20 protein-coding genes and 2 tRNA genes are annotated in these 21,221 nt (G+C 58.8%); 17 read left to right on the plus strand and 5 right to left on the minus strand.

Features of this window, described 5'->3' with window-relative positions; genetic code table 11:
- Positions 1–405: 405 nt before the first annotated feature.
- The 4 genes from PG879_RS14000 (at position 406) to PG879_RS14015 (ending at position 5,762) form a co-directional block, all read left to right on the plus strand.
- Positions 406–2,130 carry a dipeptide ABC transporter ATP-binding protein gene (locus PG879_RS14000; protein ID WP_010675387.1) on the plus strand — a complete coding sequence of 575 codons (1,725 nt, stop codon included), beginning with the start codon at positions 406–408 and terminating at the stop codon, positions 2,128–2,130.
- A 58-nt stretch (positions 2,131–2,188) separates the two neighbouring features.
- Complete coding sequence (locus PG879_RS14005) at positions 2,189–3,745, plus strand: ABC transporter substrate-binding protein (RefSeq protein ID WP_010675386.1); 1,557 nt, start codon at positions 2,189–2,191, stop codon at positions 3,743–3,745.
- A 96-nt stretch (positions 3,746–3,841) separates the two neighbouring features.
- Positions 3,842–4,816 carry an ABC transporter permease gene (locus PG879_RS14010; RefSeq protein WP_010675385.1) on the plus strand — a complete coding sequence of 325 codons (975 nt, stop codon included), beginning with the start codon at positions 3,842–3,844 and terminating at the stop codon, positions 4,814–4,816.
- Between the two features lie 4 nt (positions 4,817–4,820).
- On the plus strand, positions 4,821–5,762 hold the full coding sequence (locus PG879_RS14015) for an ABC transporter permease (RefSeq protein ID WP_043153239.1): 942 nt from the start codon (positions 4,821–4,823) through the stop codon (positions 5,760–5,762).
- A gap of 220 nt (positions 5,763–5,982) precedes the next feature.
- Here PG879_RS14015 and dxs read toward each other — a convergent pair whose 3' ends face one another.
- Genes dxs through xseB form a run of 3 tightly spaced genes read right to left on the minus strand, consistent with a single transcriptional unit; the run spans position 5,983 to position 9,012 of the window.
- Positions 5,983–7,848 (minus strand): 1-deoxy-D-xylulose-5-phosphate synthase, encoded by a 1,866-nt coding sequence (gene dxs, locus PG879_RS14020; protein WP_270830340.1) that lies wholly within the window; start codon positions 7,846–7,848, stop codon positions 5,983–5,985.
- 21 nt (positions 7,849–7,869) lie between these two features.
- Entirely contained in the window at positions 7,870–8,760 is an 891-nt protein-coding gene (gene ispA / locus PG879_RS14025) for a (2E,6E)-farnesyl diphosphate synthase (protein ID WP_042014467.1), read from the minus strand.
- A complete protein-coding gene (gene xseB / locus PG879_RS14030) occupies positions 8,761–9,012 on the minus strand; it encodes an exodeoxyribonuclease VII small subunit (protein WP_010675381.1) in 252 nt (83 codons plus the stop codon).
- A gap of 233 nt (positions 9,013–9,245) precedes the next feature.
- On the opposite strand from xseB, the gene pomA reads away from it, so the two are divergent.
- The 3 genes from pomA (at position 9,246) to greA (ending at position 11,530) form a co-directional block, all read left to right on the plus strand.
- Positions 9,246–10,004 (plus strand): flagellar motor protein PomA, encoded by a 759-nt coding sequence (gene pomA / locus PG879_RS14035; protein WP_029314770.1) that lies wholly within the window; start codon positions 9,246–9,248, stop codon positions 10,002–10,004.
- Between the two features lie 10 nt (positions 10,005–10,014).
- Complete coding sequence (locus PG879_RS14040) at positions 10,015–10,908, plus strand: flagellar motor protein MotB (RefSeq protein ID WP_042878323.1); 894 nt, start codon at positions 10,015–10,017, stop codon at positions 10,906–10,908.
- A 145-nt stretch (positions 10,909–11,053) separates the two neighbouring features.
- Positions 11,054–11,530, plus strand: coding sequence for a transcription elongation factor GreA (gene greA, locus PG879_RS14045; protein ID WP_010675378.1), 477 nt, complete (start codon positions 11,054–11,056; stop codon positions 11,528–11,530).
- Positions 11,531–11,577: 47 nt separating this feature from the next.
- Here greA and PG879_RS14050 read toward each other — a convergent pair whose 3' ends face one another.
- Both PG879_RS14050 and yhbY read right to left on the minus strand, forming a co-directional pair.
- The gene (locus tag PG879_RS14050; RefSeq protein ID WP_113977459.1) at positions 11,578–12,171 is read right to left on the minus strand and encodes a PilZ domain-containing protein; all 594 of its coding nucleotides are present in this window, start codon (positions 12,169–12,171) and stop codon (positions 11,578–11,580) included.
- A 105-nt stretch (positions 12,172–12,276) separates the two neighbouring features.
- Complete coding sequence (gene yhbY / locus PG879_RS14055; RefSeq protein ID WP_010675376.1) at positions 12,277–12,573, minus strand: ribosome assembly RNA-binding protein YhbY; 297 nt, start codon at positions 12,571–12,573, stop codon at positions 12,277–12,279.
- A gap of 97 nt (positions 12,574–12,670) precedes the next feature.
- On the opposite strand from yhbY, the gene rlmE reads away from it, so the two are divergent.
- The 10 genes from rlmE (at position 12,671) to nusA (ending at position 21,206) form a co-directional block, all read left to right on the plus strand.
- Positions 12,671–13,300 (plus strand): 23S rRNA (uridine(2552)-2'-O)-methyltransferase RlmE, encoded by a 630-nt coding sequence (gene rlmE / locus PG879_RS14060; RefSeq protein ID WP_010675375.1) that lies wholly within the window; start codon positions 12,671–12,673, stop codon positions 13,298–13,300.
- Positions 13,301–13,345: 45 nt separating this feature from the next.
- Positions 13,346–15,298: an ATP-dependent zinc metalloprotease FtsH gene (gene ftsH, locus PG879_RS14065; RefSeq protein WP_104455437.1), complete on the plus strand. Its 1,953-nt coding sequence runs from the start codon at positions 13,346–13,348 to the stop codon at positions 15,296–15,298.
- Positions 15,299–15,382: 84 nt separating this feature from the next.
- A complete protein-coding gene (gene folP, locus PG879_RS14070) occupies positions 15,383–16,228 on the plus strand; it encodes a dihydropteroate synthase (RefSeq protein WP_113977507.1) in 846 nt (281 codons plus the stop codon).
- 18 nt (positions 16,229–16,246) lie between these two features.
- Positions 16,247–17,581 (plus strand): phosphoglucosamine mutase, encoded by a 1,335-nt coding sequence (gene glmM / locus PG879_RS14075; RefSeq protein ID WP_270830343.1) that lies wholly within the window; start codon positions 16,247–16,249, stop codon positions 17,579–17,581.
- Positions 17,582–17,712: 131 nt separating this feature from the next.
- The gene (gene tpiA, locus PG879_RS14080; protein ID WP_202040775.1) at positions 17,713–18,477 is read left to right on the plus strand and encodes a triose-phosphate isomerase; all 765 of its coding nucleotides are present in this window, start codon (positions 17,713–17,715) and stop codon (positions 18,475–18,477) included.
- A complete protein-coding gene (secG, locus tag PG879_RS14085; RefSeq protein WP_010633113.1) occupies positions 18,478–18,804 on the plus strand; it encodes a preprotein translocase subunit SecG in 327 nt (108 codons plus the stop codon).
- A gap of 7 nt (positions 18,805–18,811) precedes the next feature.
- A tRNA-Leu gene (locus PG879_RS14090) sits at positions 18,812–18,896 on the plus strand.
- A gap of 91 nt (positions 18,897–18,987) precedes the next feature.
- Positions 18,988–19,064: transfer RNA gene (locus tag PG879_RS14095), tRNA-Met, on the plus strand.
- Between the two features lie 166 nt (positions 19,065–19,230).
- Positions 19,231–19,689 carry a ribosome maturation factor RimP gene (rimP, locus tag PG879_RS14100; protein ID WP_010675370.1) on the plus strand — a complete coding sequence of 153 codons (459 nt, stop codon included), beginning with the start codon at positions 19,231–19,233 and terminating at the stop codon, positions 19,687–19,689.
- A gap of 14 nt (positions 19,690–19,703) precedes the next feature.
- The gene (gene nusA, locus PG879_RS14105) at positions 19,704–21,206 is read left to right on the plus strand and encodes a transcription termination factor NusA (protein ID WP_010675369.1); all 1,503 of its coding nucleotides are present in this window, start codon (positions 19,704–19,706) and stop codon (positions 21,204–21,206) included.
- Positions 21,207–21,221 lie beyond the last annotated feature (15 nt).

Below are 21,221 nucleotides of genomic sequence, written 5' to 3' on the forward strand. Positions count from 1 at the left end.
ATTCACTACTCATTCGAAGCTGGTCAGCATAATGCTGATAGTGAATAAGATGGTTTGTTGCTATTTTGTTGAAACATAATTGGTTGATGGTCTCGCATTGCCAGCGTAATCTCTGGTAATGTGACTTTTATCGACATTTTAACCCCAGGGTGTCGGCATTCTCTGGGCAAAGTATTGCGAAATTGTATAACTGGATCATTTACACCTGCGGGCAAACCGACTAACTTACTCGCGGGTTATTCCAAAAAAATGCAAAAAACCCGCCCGGATCGCTGGTTTGGCTGCCTCATGGATTGAGCGTTAATTACACAAAAACGGCTCTCGAGCAGTACCAAGGCACAACCAGCATCTGCGGCTGATTTACGGACGAATTATTTGGGACGGATGTCCCCCGCAGAGGTAACCATGTCCTTGCTTGAAGTCAAAAACTTGCGGATCGAGTACCCCTCCCGCTACGGGGTGCTTGCCGCGGTCAAGGATCTCTCTTTTTCTGTTGAAAAGGGCGAGATCGTCGGCGTCGTCGGTGAGTCCGGCGCTGGCAAATCCACCATCGGCAACGCCGTCATCGATCTGTTGAGCCCGCCCGGTCGCATCGCCCGTGGTGACATCTACCTCAACGGCGAGCTCATCTCCGGCAAGAGCCAGAACGAGATGCGGGCCATTCGTGGCTCGCGTATCGGTTTCATCTTCCAGGATCCCATGACCTCCCTCAATCCGCTGTTCACCGTGGAGCAGCAGCTGGTGGAGACCATCCTCGCCAACACCGACCTGTCCCGCGAGGCGGCCTTTGCCAAGGCCCTCGAGCTGATGGGGGCGGTGGGGATCCCGAACCCGGACGTGCGCATCAAGCAGTATCCTCACCAGTTCTCCGGTGGCATGCGCCAGCGGGTAGTGATCGCCATCGCCCTCTCCGGGGATCCCGAGCTCATCATCGCCGATGAGCCGACCACGGCGCTGGACGTCTCCATCCAGGATCAGATCCTCCAGCTCATCCGCAACCTGTGCAAAGAGCGCCAGGTCGGCTGCATGCTGGTGACTCATGACATGGGGGTGGTCTCCAACGTTACCGACAAGGTGGCGGTGATGTACCGCGGCGATCTGGTGGAGTTCGGCACCACGGAACAGGTGCTGGGCCGCCCCAATCACCCCTATACCCGCAGCCTCATCTCGGCGGTTCCCCGCTCGGATGTCAAGCTGGTACGCTTCCCCCTGGTCTCCTATATCGAGGATGCCGGTGCGGCGGATACCAGCATCGATCTCAAGACCCACTGGCTCGGCCAGAGTCAGGACGAGCGCACCTATGAAGGCGCGCTGTTGCGGGTGGAGAACGTGGATCTGAAGTTCGTCACCAAGGATTCCATCTTCCCGAGCCGCCGCCAGTACGTTCGCGCCTGCAACAACATCAGCTTCGAGATCTTCGAGGGTGAGACTTTCGGTCTGGTGGGGGAGTCGGGCTCCGGCAAGTCCACCATCGCCCGTGCCATCACCGGGCTCTATCCGCCCGACACCGGCAAGATTGTCTTCGAGGGGATCGATCTCACCGCCCTGAAAGGGGAGCACGAGCGTCGCCCCCTGCGCCGCCAGATGCAGATGGTGTTCCAGAATCCCTACTCTTCGATGAACCCGCGCATGAAGGTGCGTGACATCATCGCCGAGCCGATCCGCTTCCACCGCCTCGCCGAGAGCGAGCGGCAGATAGAGCAGATCGTCGGGGACCTGCTGGATCACGTGGGCCTGGGCCGCGGCGCCGGGGTCAAGTATCCCCACGAGTTCTCCGGTGGTCAGCGCCAGCGCATCTCCATTGCCCGCGCCCTGGCGACTCGCCCGCGCTTCCTCATCTGCGACGAGCCCACCTCGGCGCTGGATGTCTCGGTGCAGGCCCAGATCCTCAACCTGCTCAAAGACTTGCAACAGGAGCTTGGGCTCACCATGCTGTTCATCAGTCACGATCTGCCGGTCATCCGCCAGATGTGCGACCGCATCGGTGTGATGCAGCACGGTCATCTGGTGGAAGTGGCCGAGACCGAGAAACTGTTCACCAATGCCGAGCATGAGTACAGCCGCAAGCTGATCTCCCTCATGCCGGAATTCAAGGGAATGTCCCGCGAGGGGCTGGAAATCGCAAGCTAGGAAAGCACCGGTTCGCCGGTTTGTCTGTCAATAAAAAGCCAAAAGCATGGAGAAAGACATGAAGAAAGGATTATCCAAGATCGCCATGGCGCTGTTCGCCGCTGGTCTCGCGTTCAACGTTTCTGCTGCCGACATCAAGGTCGCCGTCGCGTCCGACGCCACCTCTCTGGACCCGCAGGAGCAGCTCTCCGGTCAGACCCTGGAGATGTCTCACCTGGTGTTCGACCCCCTGATGCGTTACACCCAGGATCTGCAGTTCGAGCCGCGTCTGGCCGAGAAGTATGAGCGCATCGACGACAAGACCGTCCGTTTCCACCTGCGCAAGGGTGTGAAGTTCCACTCCGGCAACGACTTCACCGCCGATGACGTGGTATGGACCGTCAACCGTCTGAAGGCCTCCCCGGACTTCAAGGCGATCTTCGACCCCATCGCCGAAGCCAAGAAGGTGGATGATTTCACCGTGGATCTCGTCACCGCCAAGCCGTTCCCGCTGGTACTGCAGACCGTCACCTACATCTTCCCGATGGACTCCAAGTTCTATAGCGGCAAGACCGAGGCGGGCAAGGACAAGGCCGAGATCGTGAAGAACGGTGACTCCTTCGCCTCCACCAATGTCTCCGGTACCGGTCCGTTCAGCGTCAAGTTCCGCGAGCAGGGCGTGAAGCTGGAATACGTGCGCAACGCCAACTACTGGGACAAGGCCTCCAAGGGCAACGTCGAGAACCTGACCGTGGTACCGATCAAGGAAGACGCCACTCGTGTCGCAGCCCTGCTGGGCGGCGACGTGGACATGATCTACCCGGTTGCCCCGAACGATCTGGAGCGCGTGAAGAACGGCAAGGATTCCCAGCTGGTCACCTTGTCCGGTACCCGTGCCATCATCATCGAGCTGAACCAGAACACCAACCCGGCGCTGAAAGACAAGCGCGTGCGTCAGGCGATCAACTACGCCATCAACCAGGTGGGCATCGTCGACAAGATCAACAAGGGCTTCGGTACCCCGGCCGGCCAGCTGAGCCCGAAAGGCTACGCAGGCTACAACGAGGCGCTCAAGCCCCAGTATGATCTGGCCAAGGCCAAGGAGCTGATGAAGGAAGCCGGTTACGAGAAGGGCTTCAAGATGAGCTTCATCTCCCCGGCTGCCCGCTACGTCAACGACGTCAAGATTGCCCAGGCCGTCTCCGCCATGCTGTCCAAGATCAACATCAAGGTGGATCTGAAGACCATGCCGGTGGCCCAGTACTGGCCGGAGTTTGACAAGTGCGCCGCTGACATGCAGCTGATCGGCTGGCACTCCGACACCGAAGACAGTGCGAACTTCTTCGAGTTCCTGACCTTCACCAAGGATGCCAAGACCGGCATGGGTCAGTACAACTGCGGCGGTTATGCCAACGCAGAAGCTGACAAGATGGTGATGGAAGCCAACACCGAGACCGATCCTGCCAAGCGTGCCGCCATCCTGCAGAAGGTGGAAGCCATGCTGATCGACGACGCTGCCTATGTGCCGCTGCACTGGGAAGACCTGGCCTACGGTGCCAAGAAGAACGTCGACATCAAGCCGGTGGTCAACGTGATGAACTTCCCTTATCTGGGTGACCTGGTGGTCAACAAGTAAGCGAAGCGTTTAAGGAAGGACCCGGCGGGGCACCCATGGTTGCCCCGCCATTAACAGAAGCCTGTGCCAAGACACAGGCCACGTAGAAGGACAAGCATGTTTACATTCCTGCTGAAACGGTTCTATCAGGCCGTGATAGTGATGTTCGTCATCAGCCTGGTCGCCTTCTCCATCCAGGACAACCTGGGGGATCCGCTGCGCGAGCTGGTGGGACAATCCGTCTCCGAGTCCGTGCGCCAGGAGCTGCGCGACAAGATGGGACTCAATGATCCCTTCCTCGTGAAATACAGCCGCTTCTTGAAGAACGCGGTACACGGGGATCTGGGCACTTCCTATTTCTTCAAGCGACCAGCCCTCGAGGTTATCCTCGACAAGCTGGTGGCTACCCTTGAGCTGGTGTTTGCCGCCGCGCTCATCATCGTCGTGGTCTCCATTCCGCTGGGGGTTTATTCGGCGATAAGACCGCGCAGTTTCCTGACCAAGCTCATCATGGCGGTGAGCAGCATCGGCATCTCGATCCCGGTCTTCCTGACCGCCATCATGCTGATGTACCTCTTCTCCATCCAGCTGGGCTGGCTGCCGGCCTATGGCCGTGGCGAGACTTACAACCTGCTGGGCTGGGAGTCGGGCTTCTTCACCTGGGACGGTATCCTGCACCTGGTGCTGCCAGCTGTCTCCCTCTCCTCCATCATGCTGCCGCTGTTCATCCGGCTGGTGCGCTCGGAGATGCTGGAGCAGCTCTCCTCCGAGTACGTCAAGTTTGCCCGTGCCAAGGGGCTGGACAACAACAAGGTCTACTACCAGCACGCCCTGAAGAACACCATGCTGCCGGTCATTACGGTGGGCGGTGTGCAGATCGGGACTATGGTGGCCTACACCATCCTGACCGAGAGCGTGTTCCAGTGGCCGGGGACCGGCTTCCTGTTCCTTGAGGCGATCCACCGGGTCGATACGCCGCTGATCACCGCCTACGTCATCTTCGTCGGCCTCATTTTCGTGGTGACCAATACCCTGGTCGACCTGCTCTACGGGTTGATCAACCCGACCGTCAACCTGACCGCCAAGGGGTAAGCACATGAGTAACGCAGTGACTGCGAGCCCGAGTCGTTGGGCACGCTTCAAAAATTCCGACATCGTCTACTACTTCCTGCGGGACAAGGTAGCCATGTTCAGCTTTGCGGTGTTTGTGGTCTTCGTGCTGGCGGCTCTGCTGGCACCCTGGATCGCACCGCACAACGTCTATGACCAGACCAGCTTCGATCTGATGGATGCGGAGCTGCCCCCCTCCTGGCTGGAAGGGGGCGAGGCCCGCTTCTGGCTCGGGACCGACAACCAGGGACGCGACATCTGGAGCACCATCCTCTATGGCGCCCGCATCTCGCTGACCATTGGTCTGTTCGCGGTGGGGCTGCAGCTGGTGCTCGGTATCGTCATCGGTCTGATGGCCGGTTACTTTGGTGGTCGCATCGACAACCTGCTGATGCGCTTTGCCGATGTGCAGCTGTCGTTCTCCACCATGATGGTGGCGATCATCATCTCCGCCATCTTCCAGGCGACCTTTGGCTCCGAGTTCTACTCGAAGTTCGCCATCCTGATGCTGGTGGTGATCATCGGTATCGCCGAGTGGCCCCAGTATGCCCGGACGGTACGCGCCTCCGTGCTGGCGGAGAAGAAGAAGGAGTATGTGGAAGCAGCTCAGGTGATGGGGTTCCGCGCCCCGCGCATCATGTTCCGCCACATTCTGCCGAACTGCCTGTCACCCATCCTGGTCATCTCCACCGTGCAGGTGGCGAACGCCATCATGAGCGAGGCGGCCCTCTCCTTCCTGGGTCTGGGGATGCCGGTTGATCAACCGTCCCTGGGGTCGCTCATCAGCGTGGGCTTCAACTACATCTTCTCCGGCTCCTGGTGGATCACCGCCTTCCCGGGCCTCTGCCTGGTGGTGCTGGTGCTGGTGATCAACCTGCTGGGTGACTGGCTGCGGGATGTGTTCAACCCGAAGATCTACAAGGGCTGATAAACCTCTCCACGAACTGGCTGCGAGGCCGTGATCAAGGTTCATGTGCTGCTCACTTATGTGGAATCAGGAGTGCTCATGTATGTCTCGGTTCCTGAGCGGCTTGTAACCTTGTTGACGGCCTTCTCGCGACAGTGTGTGAGCAGGTTTGGTTTGGCACAGTGAATAACAAAAAAAGGGCGCCATCAGGCGCCCTTTTTATTGCTTGCAATAACCCTTGTCAGGCCTGCAGCCAGCTCTCGATGCGGGTCTGAATGCCCACGCTGTCCAGCCCCAGCAGGGCGTAGATCTCATCCTGGGTGCCCTGCTCGATGAAGCGGTCCGGCAGGCCGAGGTTGAGCACCGGTTTGCACTGCTTGCAGCCCATCAGCAGCTCGTTCACCGCAGAGCCTGCACCGCCCATGATGGCGTTGTCCTCGAGGGTGACGAACTGATCGTGGGAGGCGGCCAGAGAGAGCACCAGCGCCTCGTCCATGGGTTTGACGAAGCGCATGTCCACCAGGGTGGCATCCAGCGCCTCTGCGGCTGCTCTGGCCTGTTGCAGCAGGGTGCCGAATGCCAGGATGGCGGTCCCCTTGCCCTCACGAACGACACGTCCCTTGCCGAGGGGCAGGGCCTGCATCTCGCTCTCAGCCTGGATACCGGTGCCGCTGCCACGGGGGTAGCGCACCGCCGCTGGCCCGTTGCACAGATAGCCGGTGTAGAGCATCTGGCGGCACTCGTTCTCATCGGACGGGGTCATCACCACCATGTTCGGCACTGTGCGCAGGAAGCTGATGTCGAACGCACCCTGATGGGTCGGGCCGTCGGCCCCCACCAGACCGGCCCGGTCGATGGCGAACAGCACCGGCAGGTTCTGCAGCGCCACGTCGTGGATCAGCTGGTCATAGGCCCGCTGCAGGAAGCTCGAATAGATGGCGACCACGGGTTTCTGGTCGGCGATGGCGAGACCGGCGGCGAAGGTGACCGCATGTTGCTCGGCGATGGCCACGTCGAAGTAGCGATCCGGATATTGCTGGCTGAATTTCACCAGACCGGAGCCTTCGCGCATGGCGGGGGTGATACCGACCACGCGCTCATCCCTGGCGGCGATATCGCACAGCCACTGACCGAAGATGGCGGAGAAGGTGGGTTTGCCACCGGCACTCTTGGGCAGGGCACAGTCATCCGGGTTGAATTTGGGGACGGCGTGATAGCCGATGGGATCTTTTTCCGCCGGCTCGTAGCCCTTGCCCTTCTTGGTCTTGACGTGCAGCAGCTGGGGACCCTTGAGGTTGCGCATGTTGCGCAGGGTTTCGACTAGGGCATGGATGTCGTGACCGTCGATGGGGCCGATGTAGTTGAAGCCGAACTCCTCGAACAGGGTGCCGGGCACCACCATGCCCTTGAGGTGCTCCTCGGCCCGCTTGGCGAGCTCCTTGACCGGCGGCAGCCCCGCCAGCACCTTCTTGCCCCCCTCGCGAATGGTGGTGTAGAGCTTGCCGGACATCAGCCTGGCGAGGTGATTGTTCAGGGCCCCCACGTTCTCGGAGATGGACATCTCGTTGTCGTTGAGCACCACCAGCATGTCCTTGTGGACGTCGCCGGCGTGATTGAGGGCCTCGAAGGCCATGCCGGCGGTGATGGCGCCATCACCGATGACCGCGACCACCTTGCGGCCAAGCCCTTCGCTCTCGGCCGCCACCGCCATGCCGAGCGCCGCCCCGATGGAGGTGCTGGAGTGGCCCACGCTGAGCACGTCGTACTCGCTCTCTTCCCGCCAGGGGAAGGGGTGCAGGCCATCTTTCTGGCGAATGGTGTGAATGCGCTCCCGTCTTCCGGTCAGGATCTTGTGGGGATAGGCCTGGTGGCCCACGTCCCACACCAGCCGATCGAAGGGGGTGTTGTAGACATAGTGCAGGGCGACCGTCAGCTCGACGGTGCCAAGGCCGGAGGCGAAGTGGCCGCTGGAGCGGCTCACCGAGCGCAGCAGATACTCGCGCAGCTCGTTGCACACCACGGGCAGCCGCTCGAAGGGGAGGGATCGCAAATCGACCGGCGTGTCCGCGAGGGCCAGGTTGGGGAAATCGCTAATATCAACGCTCATATTGTTACTGTTATCCAGCGTTTAGTGGGTTCGCTCGATGATGTAATCGGCAAACGCTTCCAGAATGTCGGTATTGTAGGGCAAGGATTGCAGGGCTGTTAAGGCCTTGTCATGCAGTTCGCGAGCCAGCTCACGGGCATTGTCGAGTCCGAGCAGGGCCGGATAGGTACTCTTTTCCAGCGCCAGATCCGAGCCTTGCGGCTTGCCCAGGGTGGCGGTATCGCCCGTGATGTCTAGGATGTCGTCCTGCACCTGGAAGGCGAGTCCGATGGCGGCGGCATAGGTTTGCAGGGCGATGAGGGTGGCGGGTTCCACGTCAGCCTTGCACAGGGCGCCGAGGGTCACGGCGCACTCGATGAGGGCCCCGGTCTTGTGGCGGTGCACCTGCTCCAGCTCGGCGAGGCTGATCCGGCGCCCTTCGGCGTCCAGATCCAGTGCCTGACCGCCACACATGCCGAGATAGCCGGACGCGCGGGCCAGGGCACTCAGCATCCGCACCCGGTTGGCCATCAATGTATCGGGCATGGGGTGGTCGGCCAGAATGGAAAACGCCAGGGTCTGCAGGGCATCGCCCGCCAGGATGGCAGTGCCTTCATCGAAGGCCTTGTGTACGGTGGGCTGACCACGACGCAGGTCGTCGTCATCCATGGCGGGCAGGTCGTCGTGCAGGAGGGAGTATGCGTGAATGCACTCCACGGCGGCGGCGGGGCCATCCAGCAGTTCGCTCTTGACGCCCAGCATCTCGCCGACGGCATAGACCAGGAAGGGGCGCACCCGTTTTCCACCGAGCAGCAGGCCGTATTTCATCGCGTCCCGCAGACGTGGCGCCATGGCGGGCAGGGCATCAAGCTGTGCCGAGAGGCAATCGTCGATGCGGCGCCGATGCAGGCGGGAGAAATCGTCCAGGGTCACTCACTCCTCTCCTTGTTCTGCTCGAAAAGGGACCGCTTGCTCGCTGCCATCGGCCTGGGTCAGGAGGATCTGGATCTTCTGTTCGGCCTGTTCCAGCTTCTGCTGGCCGGCACGCACCAGATGGATGCCCTGTTCGAATTGTTTGAGTGCCTCCTCGAGGGGGAGCGAGCCCTGTTCGAGTTGATGCACTATGGTTTCCAGCTCTTCCAGGGTGGCATCAAAACTCAGACGGTCGATTTTTTTACTGGCCATGTCCATCCTCGGGGATTGAAAAAAACGGCTCATCTTAACATCGACCGGCCACAGGGGGGAGGCAGAAAACGCGGCGTCCTCAAACTATCCTGACCCTGGCCGATAATAACGGGCATGCAACCACGCATTGCCGATCGGCGATTGCGGTGTGCCGGACTTGCTGCCGGGGACGCAATAGCAGAAAATTCAACGCAATATAATTAGACGGCACGTTCGGCGACAGGAGTAGGGATGTGGATTTAGGGAGTCTGATAGGCTTAGTGCTGGGGTTCGGGGTCGTAGTGTACGGCATGTTGCTGGGCGGCCCCATGAGCATGTATGTGGACATGCCATCGGTCTACATCACCATACTGGGGTCCGTGTTCATCTGCATGATGAAATTCAACCTCGGTCAGTTTCTGATGGCCTTCAAGGTCGCGGGCAAGGCCTTCATGTACAAGGGGGACAAGCTCGACGATCTCATCACCAAGGCGGTGGAACTGGCGGATGCGGCCCGCAAGGGGGGCTTTCTGGCCCTGGAGGCGGCGGAGATCCCCAATACCTTCATGAAGAAGGGCATCGACATGCTGGTGGACGGCCATGATGCCGACGTGGTGCGTGCGGTGATGGAGAAGGACATCGAACTGACGTCCGAGCGTCACGCCACGGCCATCAAGGTGTTCCGCTCCCTGGGGGATCTCGGTCCGGCCATGGGCATGATCGGTACCCTGGTGGGGTTGGTGGCCATGCTGGCCAACATGAGCGACCCCAAATCCATCGGTCCGGCCATGGCGGTGGCCTTGCTGACGACCCTGTATGGCGCCATCGAGGCCAACATGATTGCCATCCCCATCGCGGACAAGCTAGAACTGCGCAGCGGCGAGGAACAGTTGAGCCGCACCCTGATCCTCGACGCCATCATGGGGATCCAGGATGGACAGAACCCGAGGGTGATCCAGGCCATGTTGCAGAACTACCTGAATCAGTCCAAACGCAACAACGGGACCGAATAGGAGCGCACAGATGGCAAAGTGCAAGTGCCCGCCTCCCGGATTGCCCGGTTACATGGGAACCTTCGCGGATCTCATGTCTCTGCTGATGTGCTTCTTCGTGCTCTTGCTCTCCTTTGCCGAGATGGATGTGCAGAAGTTCAAGCAGATCGCCGGTTCCATGGAGAAGGCGTTCGGGGTGCAGAACATCCTGGAGGTCAAGGATATCCCCAAGGGAACCTCCGTCATCGCCCAGGAGTTTCGTCCTGGTCGCCCCGAGCCGACGCCTATTGACACCATCATGCAGCAGACCATCGACATGACCCAGACCGAGCTGGATTTCCAGCCTGGGGATGCGGACAAGGCGGGCGGACATGACAAGACCGAAGGTCAGCAGAGCGGTGGCGATACCGCCCAGGAGGCCCAGAAGGCGCAGGAACAGTCCAACACCCTGGCCAAGGCACTGGCGGAGCAGATGCAGGCCCAGATCCAGGATGGGGCCATCGAGATAGAGGCGCTGGGTCAGCAGATCATCATTCGCATTCGTGAGAAAGCGGCGTTCCCGGCGGGATCCGCCTTTCTGCAACCCCAGTTCTGGCCGGTGATCCGCAAGGTGGCTGCGCTGCTCAAGGATGTGCCGGGGGAGATCACCGTCTCCGGCCACACCGACAATGTGGCCACCGAGGACGAGTTGTTCCAGTCCAACTGGGAGCTTTCATCCCAGCGGGCGGTGGCGGTGGCCCACCAGATGATCAAGGTGCCCGGTTTTGACGGCAATCGTCTGGTGGTGCAAGGGATGGCGGATTCCCAGCCGCTGGTGCCCAACAACAGCCCGGAGAATCGGCGCATGAACCGACGTGTCGAGATCGCCATCATGCAGGGCAAACCGACGGTGTCGGCTCCGCTTGGCGTCTCGGAATCCAAGTAACGCTGGCCCAAAGCGGGATCCCGCTCGCAGGGGCTGACATGGATTTTGTGGCGGCTTCATATTAAGATGCCCCATCCGAACCGACAGCTGCGGCTCTCTTTTGATTGCCGCAGCTTCTCTTTATAAAGCAACCCAGGTTTCGACTATGAATCATACTCCGATGACTGTTCGCGGCGCTGAAAAGCTGCGTCAAGAGCTCGATTATCTCAAGACCGAGCTGCGTCCCCAGATTATCGAAGCGATTGCTGATGCCCGTGAACATGGCGATCTGAAAGAAAATGCCGAATACCATGCCGCCCGCGAGCAGCAGGGTTTCTGTGAAGGCCGCATTCAGGAAATCGAAGGCAAGCTCTCCAATGCCCAGATTATCGATGTCACCAAGATTGCCAACAATGGCCGCGTCATCTTCGGCGCAACCGTGACCCTGCTCAAAAGTGAAACGGAAGAGGAAGTGGTCTACCGCATCGTGGGAGACGACGAGGCGGACATCAAGCAGAACATGATCTCCGTGAACTCCCCCATTGCCCGCGCCCTGATCGGCAAGGAAGTGGATGACGTTGCCATCGTCAAGACGCCGGGTGGTGATGTGGAGTACGAGATCCTGGAAGTTGCCTATCTCTGATTGAACGTCGGGGAAAGAGACAGGGGAGCCGGGCTCCCCTGTTGTCTTTAGTCACCCTGATAGGCCTGGACGAAGGCGTCCTGGTGGCGCTGGAAGAGCCAGTCCCGCAATTGTTCCTGATCCTCCTTGCCCAGTCGGAACTGGACGGCCCAGTCATGGCGATGTGGATTGGCATCCACATGCCTGACGAGGGTGCCTGTCATGGCCAGGGGAGGGAGATCCTCGATGCGAAGGTATCCGCCAAGTGGATCTCCCTTGGCAAAGGCGTCCGGCAAGCCGGCCACGATGAGACCGCCAAGGGAGAGGCTGTATACCTCGTACTCCGCGTCTTCGGTGCAGAGCACGGCCTTTTCGTCGAGTCGCCAGGCGCGCAGATGGGGCGAACCCAACTCGGTAATGGTTGGCGCGGCGATGCGCAGCTGGGCGTGGCCCTCCTCTGCCTGGGTGCAGTGGAGCGGGAAACGCAATTGGTAGCCGGCGATGCGGGCTTCGAGTGTCAGAGGCTTGGCTCGCTGCAACAGGCTTTGGAGAGGAAGGGGCAGGGTGCCGCGCAGGTATTGGCTGGTGGCAATGTCTTCATCGTTTCCCAGGTCCCGCAGCATGGCCAGTTCTTCATCGGTGAGGAGCTGATGCTTGTCCATAGTGGGTGTCCACGGCTATTCATCGCAGGTTAAGGGCCTGGCAACTATTTTGGCAAGCGACTTGGGAAGAAGGGAAATGAAGGAAAGAGCGAATGCTCTTTCCTGTTACTTGCGCGGCAACTGGATCTTGGGCTCTTTGGCCTGACGGTAGATGGTCAGTACATGGCCCATGCTCTGTACCTTGATGGCGCCGGTCTCGCGAACGATGGCATCCATCACCAGCTGTTTCATCTCACGATCTTCAGACGCAACCTTAACCTTGATCAGCTCGTGGTGGTTCAGGGCCAGATCGATCTCGGCCAGCACCCCTTCGGTCAGACCGTGTTGTCCCAGCAGGACGACCGGCTTCAGACTGTGGGCCAGGCCCTTGAGGTACTGTTTCTGTTTATTGTTGAGAATCATGGCAATTTCTTCATAAGTCAGGGTTGAAAGGGGCGTATTCTACCCCCACTTAGCCCTTAATACTAATAACCCTTGTGGTTTTTTAAAGTCGACAATCATGACCCAGAAAAAACGTTCCCCCAGTTCAACCCGCTGGTTAAAAGAACATTTCGACGACCAATACGTCAAGAAAGCCCAGAAGTTGGGACTGCGCTCTCGCGCCGTTTTCAAGATCGACGAGATCCAGGGCAAAGACCGGCTGCTCAAGCCGGGGATGACGGTAGTGGACCTGGGGGCTGCTCCCGGTGGCTGGTCCCAATTTGCCATCGACCAGGTCGGTGACAAGGGGCGCGTCATTGCGTGTGATATTTTGCCGATGGATTCCATTGCCGGTGTCGATTTCCTGCAAGGGGACTTTCGGGAGGAAACTGTACTCGGCGCCTTGCTGGAGCGAGTCGGCCCCGACAAGGTGGATGTCGTCATGTCGGACATGGCGCCCAACATGAGCGGTACCCAGCAGGTGGATCAAGCCCGTGCCATGTACCTGGTGGAACTGGCGCTGGACATGTGCAATCAGGTCCTGAGCAGTAATGGCAGTTTTGTAGTCAAGGTGTTCCAGGGGGAGGGGTTTGATGCCTATCTCAATGAAATACGTAGACTTTTCTCTGTCGTCAAGATTCGAAAACCAGACTCGTCCCGTGCCCGTTCACGAGAAGTCTACATTGTGGCTACCGGTTTTAAACTGTAGTACCCTAACCCTCATCGTTAACTGTCAGTCTGCGAGGTCATTGATTTGAGTGACATGGCGAAAAACCTAATCCTGTGGCTGGTCATCGCCGTCGTGCTGATGTCGGTGTTCAATAGCTTCAGCCCCAGCGATACCACCAGTCGCCAGCTGGACTATTCCAGCTTCGTGAAAGAAGTGACCCAGGAGCAGATCCGTGAAGTGCGGATGGATGGCAAGGTCATCAATGGCGTCAAGCGCACCGGTGAACGTTTCACCACCATCATTCCTGCGCCGGATCCCCAACTGCTCAACGACATGCTCAACCATAACGTCAAGGTGATGGGTGAGAAGCCGGAAGAACCGTCCCTGATCACGTCCATCTTCATCTCCTGGTTCCCGATGCTGTTGCTGATCGGTGTCTGGGTCTTCTTCATGCGTCAGATGCAGGGCGGTGGCGGCAAGGGTGCCATGTCGTTCGGCAAGAGCAAGGCTCGCCTGATGAGCGAAGATCAGATCAAGACTACCTTCGCCGACGTAGCCGGTTGTGACGAGGCAAAGGAAGAGGTCAAGGAGCTGGTCGACTATCTGCGTGACCCGACCAAATTCCAGAAGCTGGGTGGCAAGATCCCGACCGGCGTCCTGTTGGTAGGTCCTCCCGGTACCGGTAAGACCCTGCTGGCCAAAGCCATTGCAGGCGAGGCCAAGGTGCCGTTCTTTACCATTTCAGGTTCGGATTTCGTGGAAATGTTCGTGGGTGTCGGTGCCTCCCGGGTGCGTGACATGTTCGAACAGGCCAAGAAATCCTCCCCCTGCATCATCTTCATTGATGAGATCGATGCGGTCGGTCGCCAGCGTGGCGCCGGTCTGGGTGGTGGTCACGACGAACGTGAGCAGACCCTGAACCAGATGCTGGTTGAAATGGATGGTTTTGAAGGTAATGAGGGCATCATCGTCATCGCCGCCACCAACCGTCCCGACGTACTGGATCCTGCGCTGCTGCGTCCAGGTCGTTTCGACCGCCAGGTCGTGGTCGGCTTGCCGGATGTTCGCGGTCGTGAGCAGATCCTGAAAGTGCACATGCGCAAGGTACCGCTGGCGGATGACGTCAATCCGGCGCTGATTGCCCGTGGTACCCCTGGTTTCTCCGGTGCCGATCTGGCCAACCTGGTGAACGAGGCTGCCCTCTTCTCTGCTCGCGAGAGCCGCCGAGTGGTCTCCATGCTGGAGTTCGAAAAGGCGAAGGACAAGATCATGATGGGGGCGGAACGTCGCTCCATGGTGATGAAAGAGTCCGAGAAGGAGATGACGGCCTATCATGAAGCGGGTCACGCCATCATTGGTCGCGTGGTGCCGGATCATGACCCTGTCTACAAGGTCTCCATCATTCCGCGCGGCCGTGCGCTGGGTGTGACCATGTACCTGCCGGAACAGGACCGCTGGAGCCACTCCAAGCAGCATCTGGAGTCCATGATCTCCAGCCTGTATGGCGGTCGTCTGGCGGAAGAGCTGATCTACGGTGCCGAGAAGGTATCGACCGGTGCATCCAACGACATCGAACGTGCCACCGACATCGCCCGCAAGATGGTGACCCAGTGGGGCATGTCCGAGCGTCTCGGCCCCATGCTTTACGCAGAAGAGGACGGTGAAGTCTTCCTCGGCCGCAGCATGGCCAAGGCCAAGCACATGTCTGACGATACCGCCCGCATCATCGATGCAGAGGTCAAGCAGGTCATCGATCGCAACTACGATCGTGCCAAGCAGATCCTGCTGGACAACATGGATGTGCTGCACACCATGAAAGATGCATTGATGAAGTACGAGACCATCGATGCCAAGCAGATCGATGATCTGATGGCGCGTCGCGAGGTCCGTGCTCCCAGCAACTGGCATGATGAGCACGGTGACACCCCGCAAGGTGGTGCCAGCGTGAACAACGAGCCGGAGGCCAAGGCGCCGGCTGAAGAGGGCAGTGCACCTCTGAGTGACATCGACAAGGCGAACGATGTCCCGGCCAAATAAGTTGTCATGATACAAACCCCGGGCTTGCCCGGGGTTTTTCTTTGCACGAAGAGTTTGCCGCTCTTGTTGGAGGTAGTTGAAGCAATGCAGTTAATCAGCAAGGGACGTACCCTTTCTCTCGACCGTCCCCATGTCATGGGCATTCTCAATGTGACGCCGGACTCCTTTTCAGATGGTGGCCGCTTCAAGCAGATCGATCTGGCGTTGGGTCATGCCCGCGACATGGTGGCCGATGGGGCCACCCTTATCGATATAGGTGGCGAGTCGACCCGCCCGGGCGCCCCCGACGTGAGCGAGCAGGAGGAGCTGGACAGGGTCATCCCCGTGGTGGAGCGCATGGTCTCCGAGCTGGATGTGATGATCTCCCTCGATACCTCCAAGGCTATTGTCATGCGGGAGGGTTGTGCTGCAGGTGGTCACCTCATCAATGATGTCCGCGCTCTGCAAGAGCCGGGAGCGCTGGGCGCGGCGGCCGAGGCTGGCGTACCGGTATGCCTCATGCACATGCAGGGGCAGCCCCGTACCATGCAGGTGGAGCCGCACTATGACGATTTGCTGGGGGAGGTGAGAGCCTTCTTTGACGAGCGGATTGCCGCTTGTCTGGGGGCTGGTATCCCGCGTGAGCATCTGGTACTGGATCCAGGCTATGGCTTTGGCAAGACGCTGGCGCACAACTATCAGCTGCTGGCACAGCAGGCGTCACTGCTCGATTACCAACTTCCGCTCTTGGTGGGCATGTCACGAAAGTCTATGATAGGCAACCTGCTTGACCGCCCGGTAGCCGAGCGGTTGGCTGGTAGTCTGGCCTGTGCCCTGATCGGGTTGCAACATGGCGCCAGGATCATCCGGGTGCACGACGTGCGGGCCACCATGGATGTCTTGCGTACAGGCTGGATGACCATGACGGGACAAGATTTCATATCCAAATAGAAAAACGAGAAACAGACAATGACCAGAAAGTACTTCGGCACCGACGGCGTGCGCGGCAAGGTGGGTGAATACCCGATCACCCCGGATTTCGTCATGAAACTCGGCTGGGCCGCCGGCAAGGTGCTCTCCAAGAAAGGGACCAAGAAGGTGCTGATCGGCAAGGATACCCGTATCTCCGGTTACATGCTGGAGTCGGCACTGGAGGCGGGGCTCTCCGCCGCCGGTCTCAAAGCCATACTGATGGGACCCATGCCCACCCCGGCGGTTGCCTACCTGACTCGCACCTTCCGTGCCGAAGCCGGCATCGTCATCAGTGCATCCCACAACCCCTATTACGACAACGGCATCAAGTTCTTCTCCGCCGACGGCACCAAGCTGCCCGATGATGTCGAGCTGGCCATCGAAGCCGAGCTCGACAACGAACTCAAGTGCGTGGAGTCCGCGGAGCTTGGCAAGGCGCAGCGCATTGATGATGCGACTGGTCGCTACATCGAATTCTGCAAGAGCACCTTCCCCTCCAATCTGAGCCTGGAAGGGCTGAAAATGGTGGTGGATTGCGGTCATGGTGCCACCTACCACATCGCCCCTTCCGTCTTCCGCGAGCTGGGTGCCGAAGTCATCGCCATCGGCTGCAGCCCGGATGGGCTCAACATCAATGACGGTGTCGGTTCCACAGCACCGGAGGCGCTGGCCGCCAAGGTCCAGGAATGCAAGGCAGATCTCGGCGTCGCCTTCGACGGTGACGGCGACCGTCTGGTGATGGTGGACAGCACTGGTTACATCATCGACGGGGATGAGATCCTCTACATCATCGCCCGGGATGCCCTGCGCCATGGCCGCCTCAAGGGCGGTGTGGTGGGCACCCTGATGGCCAACATGGGGCTGGAGCTGGCGCTTCAGACCCTGGGCATCCCCTTTGCCCGTGCCAAGGTGGGTGACCGCTATGTGCTTGAGATGATGAACGAGAAGGGCTGGCGCATCGGGGGCGAAAACTCCGGTCATATCATCTGCCTGGATCAGACCACCACGGGGGATGGTATCGTCGCCGCCCTGCAGGTGCTGACGGCCATGCGCAGTGCCGAGATGCCGCTGGCCAAATTGCGTTCGGGCATGAGCAAGTTCCCGCAAGTGCTGGTCAATGTGCGCTTCGCCGAAGGCAAGGATCCGCTGACCTCCGGTGCCGTTCAGCAGGAAGTGGCGGCAGTGGAGCAGGAACTGGCCGGCCGTGGCCGGGTGCTGTTGCGCAAATCTGGCACCGAGCCCCTGATCCGGGTCATGGTCGAAGGTGAACACGAACAGCAGGTGCGCGATATGGCAGAGCGCATCGCCAAACAGGTCGAATCGGCGTTTTAATGAACAACCAAGGCGGCTTTTTAGTCGCCTTGGTTGTATCTTGTTCAAACGATTCGAAAATTTGAAAATAGCACTTGTCAGCTGAGCATCCTCTGGATATTATCAGCCCCGCTTTCGCAAGGGAGTTGCCGATGGGACATCGCAAGCCGTTTGTAGCAGCCAACTGGAAGTTACACGGTAGTAGGTCGCAGTTAGAGCACTTTACGAGTCAGTGCACAGAGCGCATTGATGAAGACGTAGATGTGGTCTTGTGTCCATCCCATGTGCATCTCGGTTTCACAGCAGAACTGCTCGGTGAGCAGGGAAGAGTGAAGCTGGGGGCTCAGAACGTGAGTCAGCACAGACATGGCGCTTATACGGGTGAAATCTCGTGTGAGATGCTGGTCGAGGTAGGTTGCCGATATGTACTTGTTGGCCACTCCGAGCGCAGGCGTCTATTTGGTGAGACCAGTTTTATCGTCGCAGAGAAGTTTGCGGCAGTCAGAGCAGCAGGTCTGATACCCATACTTTGTCTGGGTGAGTCAGGCGCGGCGAGGCAGGCAAGAAGAACCTTTGAGGTGATTGCCGAGGAACTGGACATCGTCATAGAGAAAAATGGCGCGATGGCTTTCGATAATGCTATCATCGCCTACGAGCCAATCTGGGCTGTAGGTACAGGTAAATGCGCCACACCCGAGCAGGCACAAGAGGTTCATTCCTTTATTCGCAGTCGCTTGGCGGAGGATACTCCGGTAATAGGTGAGAAAGTCAGAATCATCTATGGTGGGAGCGTGACACCGGCCAATGCACAAGATTTGTTTGCGCAGCCCGATATTGATGGCGGTCTGATAGGCAGGGCAAGTCTTGATGGCGAGGCGTTTTTAGGAATAGTTGAAGCGGCAAAGGGTGCAAGTTAAATGTACGAGATTCTTTTGGTCGTTTATCTGCTGGTATCGCTGGCTCTGATTGGTCTGGTAATGATTCAGCAAGGTAAAGGGGCTGATATGGGCGCCTCCTTCGGCGCAGGGGCATCGAATACAGTGTTCGGCTCCGGTGGTTCAGGAAGTTTCCTGACCCGCACAACAGCGATTTTGGCTACTCTGTTTTTCTTGATTAGTCTGGTTCTGGGTTCCATGTCCAGCAACAAGGTCAAACAGGGTAGTGAATGGGAAAATCTGCAACAGACTCAACAAGTTGAGCAGAGCAAAGCACCAGTGAAGAAAGATACTGACGTTCCAGAGTAAGAGTTTTGCCGTGGTGGTGGAATTGGTAGACACGCTATCTTGAGGGGGTAGTGCTCTAGGGTGTGCGGGTTCGAGTCCCGCCCACGGCACCAATTAAGCAGTGAACCCGGGTAACCGGGATGTTATAGCCGCTGAGTCTTGTCTCACGAGAGTGAAGTGGCTATAATCTCGCACGATTTCGGACGCGGGGTGGAGCAGCATGGTAGCTCGTCGGGCTCATAACCCGAAGGTCGTCGGTTCAAATCCGGCCCCCGCAACCAAATTTCACGCATTTCCTACGCTCAGGAAGGCGGTCGCTGCGAGGCGACAATCAGGGTAAAGCGCCAAGCCCCGATTTGACATCGGGGCTTTTTGTTATGTGCAATTTACTCTGAATCTATTTCTATCTGGGCTATATGCCCTTTTTTCGTTTTTCGGAGGGTGACTTTGGCTACGTTGGAACAACGTTTGACCGATCTGCTCGAGGCTCCGGTCGTTGCCTTGGGTTTTGAACTGTGGGGTATCGAGTTTATCCGTGCGGGTAAGCACTCGACCTTGCGCGTTTTCATCGACTCGGAGCAAGGCGTGACGGTGGAAGACTGTGCCGAGGTGAGCCGCCAGGTCGGCGCCATCATGGATGTCGAAGATCCCATCACCGAGGAGTACTACCTTGAGGTGTCTTCCCCGGGTCTGGATCGTCCACTGTTCAAGGTCGCCCAGTTCGAAAAATACGTTGGCCAGGAGGCGGCGGTAACGCTTCGGATGGCAACAAACAACCGCCGCAAGTTCAAAGGCGTAATCAAAGCCGTGCAGGGGGACATGATCACTCTGACGGTAGATGGTAAGGACGAGGTGTTGGCTTTCACCAATATCCAAAAAGCGAACATAGTGCCGAACTTTGGTTAACGAGGCTATCGGATATGAATAAAGAGATTTTGCTGGTCGTTGACGCTGTGTCCAACGAGAAGGCTGTCCCCCGCGAGAAGATTTTCCAGGCTCTGGAGACTGCGCTGGCGACTGCGACCAAGAAAAAATACGAAGGCGAGATTGAAGTGCGTGTCGAGATCGATCGCAAGACCGGTGACTATGACACCTATCGCCGTTGGGTCGTGGTGGCCGATCAGGCTTCCATGGAGAACCCGTACGGGGAAATCACTCTCGAAGCCGCTCAGATCGAGCAGCCGGATATCCAGATCGGCGACTATGTTGAAGACCAGATTGACTCTGTGACCTTCGACCGTATCACCACCCAGACCGCCAAGCAGGTCATCGTGCAGAAAGTGCGCGAGGCCGAGCGTTCCCAGGTCGTTGACCAGTTCAAGGACAAGGAAGGCACCATCATCAGCGGCGTGGTCAAGAAGAGCAACCGCGACAACGTGATCCTGGATCTGGGCAGCAATGCCGAAGCCGTGATCTTCCGTGACGACATGTTGCCCCGTGAGACCTTCCGTCCCGGCGACCGCATCCGTGGCCTGCTCTACGCCGTGCGTCCGGAAGCCCGTGGTTCCCAGCTGTTCGTCAGCCGCTCCAGCCCGGACTTCCTGAAAGAGCTGTTCCGCATCGAAGTGCCGGAAATCGGCGAAGAGATGATTGAAATCATGGGCGCCGCCCGTGATCCGGGTTCCCGCGCCAAGATCGCGGTCAAGACCAACGATCGTCGTATCGACCCGATCGGTGCCTGTATCGGCATGCGTGGTGCCCGCGTTCAGGCCGTCTCCGCCGAGCTGAGCGGTGAGCGTGCCGACATCGTGCTGTACGATGACAACCCGGCCCAATACGTGATCAACGCCATGGCGCCAGCCGATGTGGCCTCCATCATCGTCGATGAAGACAACCACACCATGGACATCGCCGTGGAAGCCGCCAACCTGGCCCAGGCCATCGGCCGCAACGGTCAGAACGTGCGTCTGGCCTCCCAGCTGACCGGTTGGGAACTGAACGTGATGACCGTCGAGGACATGCGTGCCAAGCACCAGGCCGAGAACGACCGCATCATGAACCTGTTCACCAGCACCCTCGACATCGACGACGATTTCGCCGGCCTGCTGATGGAAGAGGGCTTCTCCACCCTGGAAGAGATCGCCTTCGTCCCGGTCAACGAGCTGCTGGCCATCGACGGTCTGGATGAAGACATGGTCGAAGAGCTGCGCAAGCGTGCCAAGGATGCCCTGACCACCAAGGCCCTGGCCAAAGAAGAATCCTTTGAAGGCGTCGAGCCTTCCGAAGAACTGCTCAATCTCTCCGGCCTCGGTCGTGAAATGGCCTATGCCCTGGCCGCTCGCGGCGTCGGCACCCTGGAAGATTTGGCAGAGCAAGGTATCGATGACCTTGCCGACATCGAAGAGTTGACCGCCGAGAAGGCAGGTGAGCTCATTATGGCTGCTCGCAATATCTGTTGGTTCGGAGAAGAGCAGTCTGAATAAGGTCAAACGGAGGAA

This window comes from Aeromonas sp. QDB63 (genome assembly GCF_027707425.1).
Classification (GTDB): Bacteria; Pseudomonadota; Gammaproteobacteria; order Enterobacterales; family Aeromonadaceae; genus Aeromonas; species Aeromonas caviae.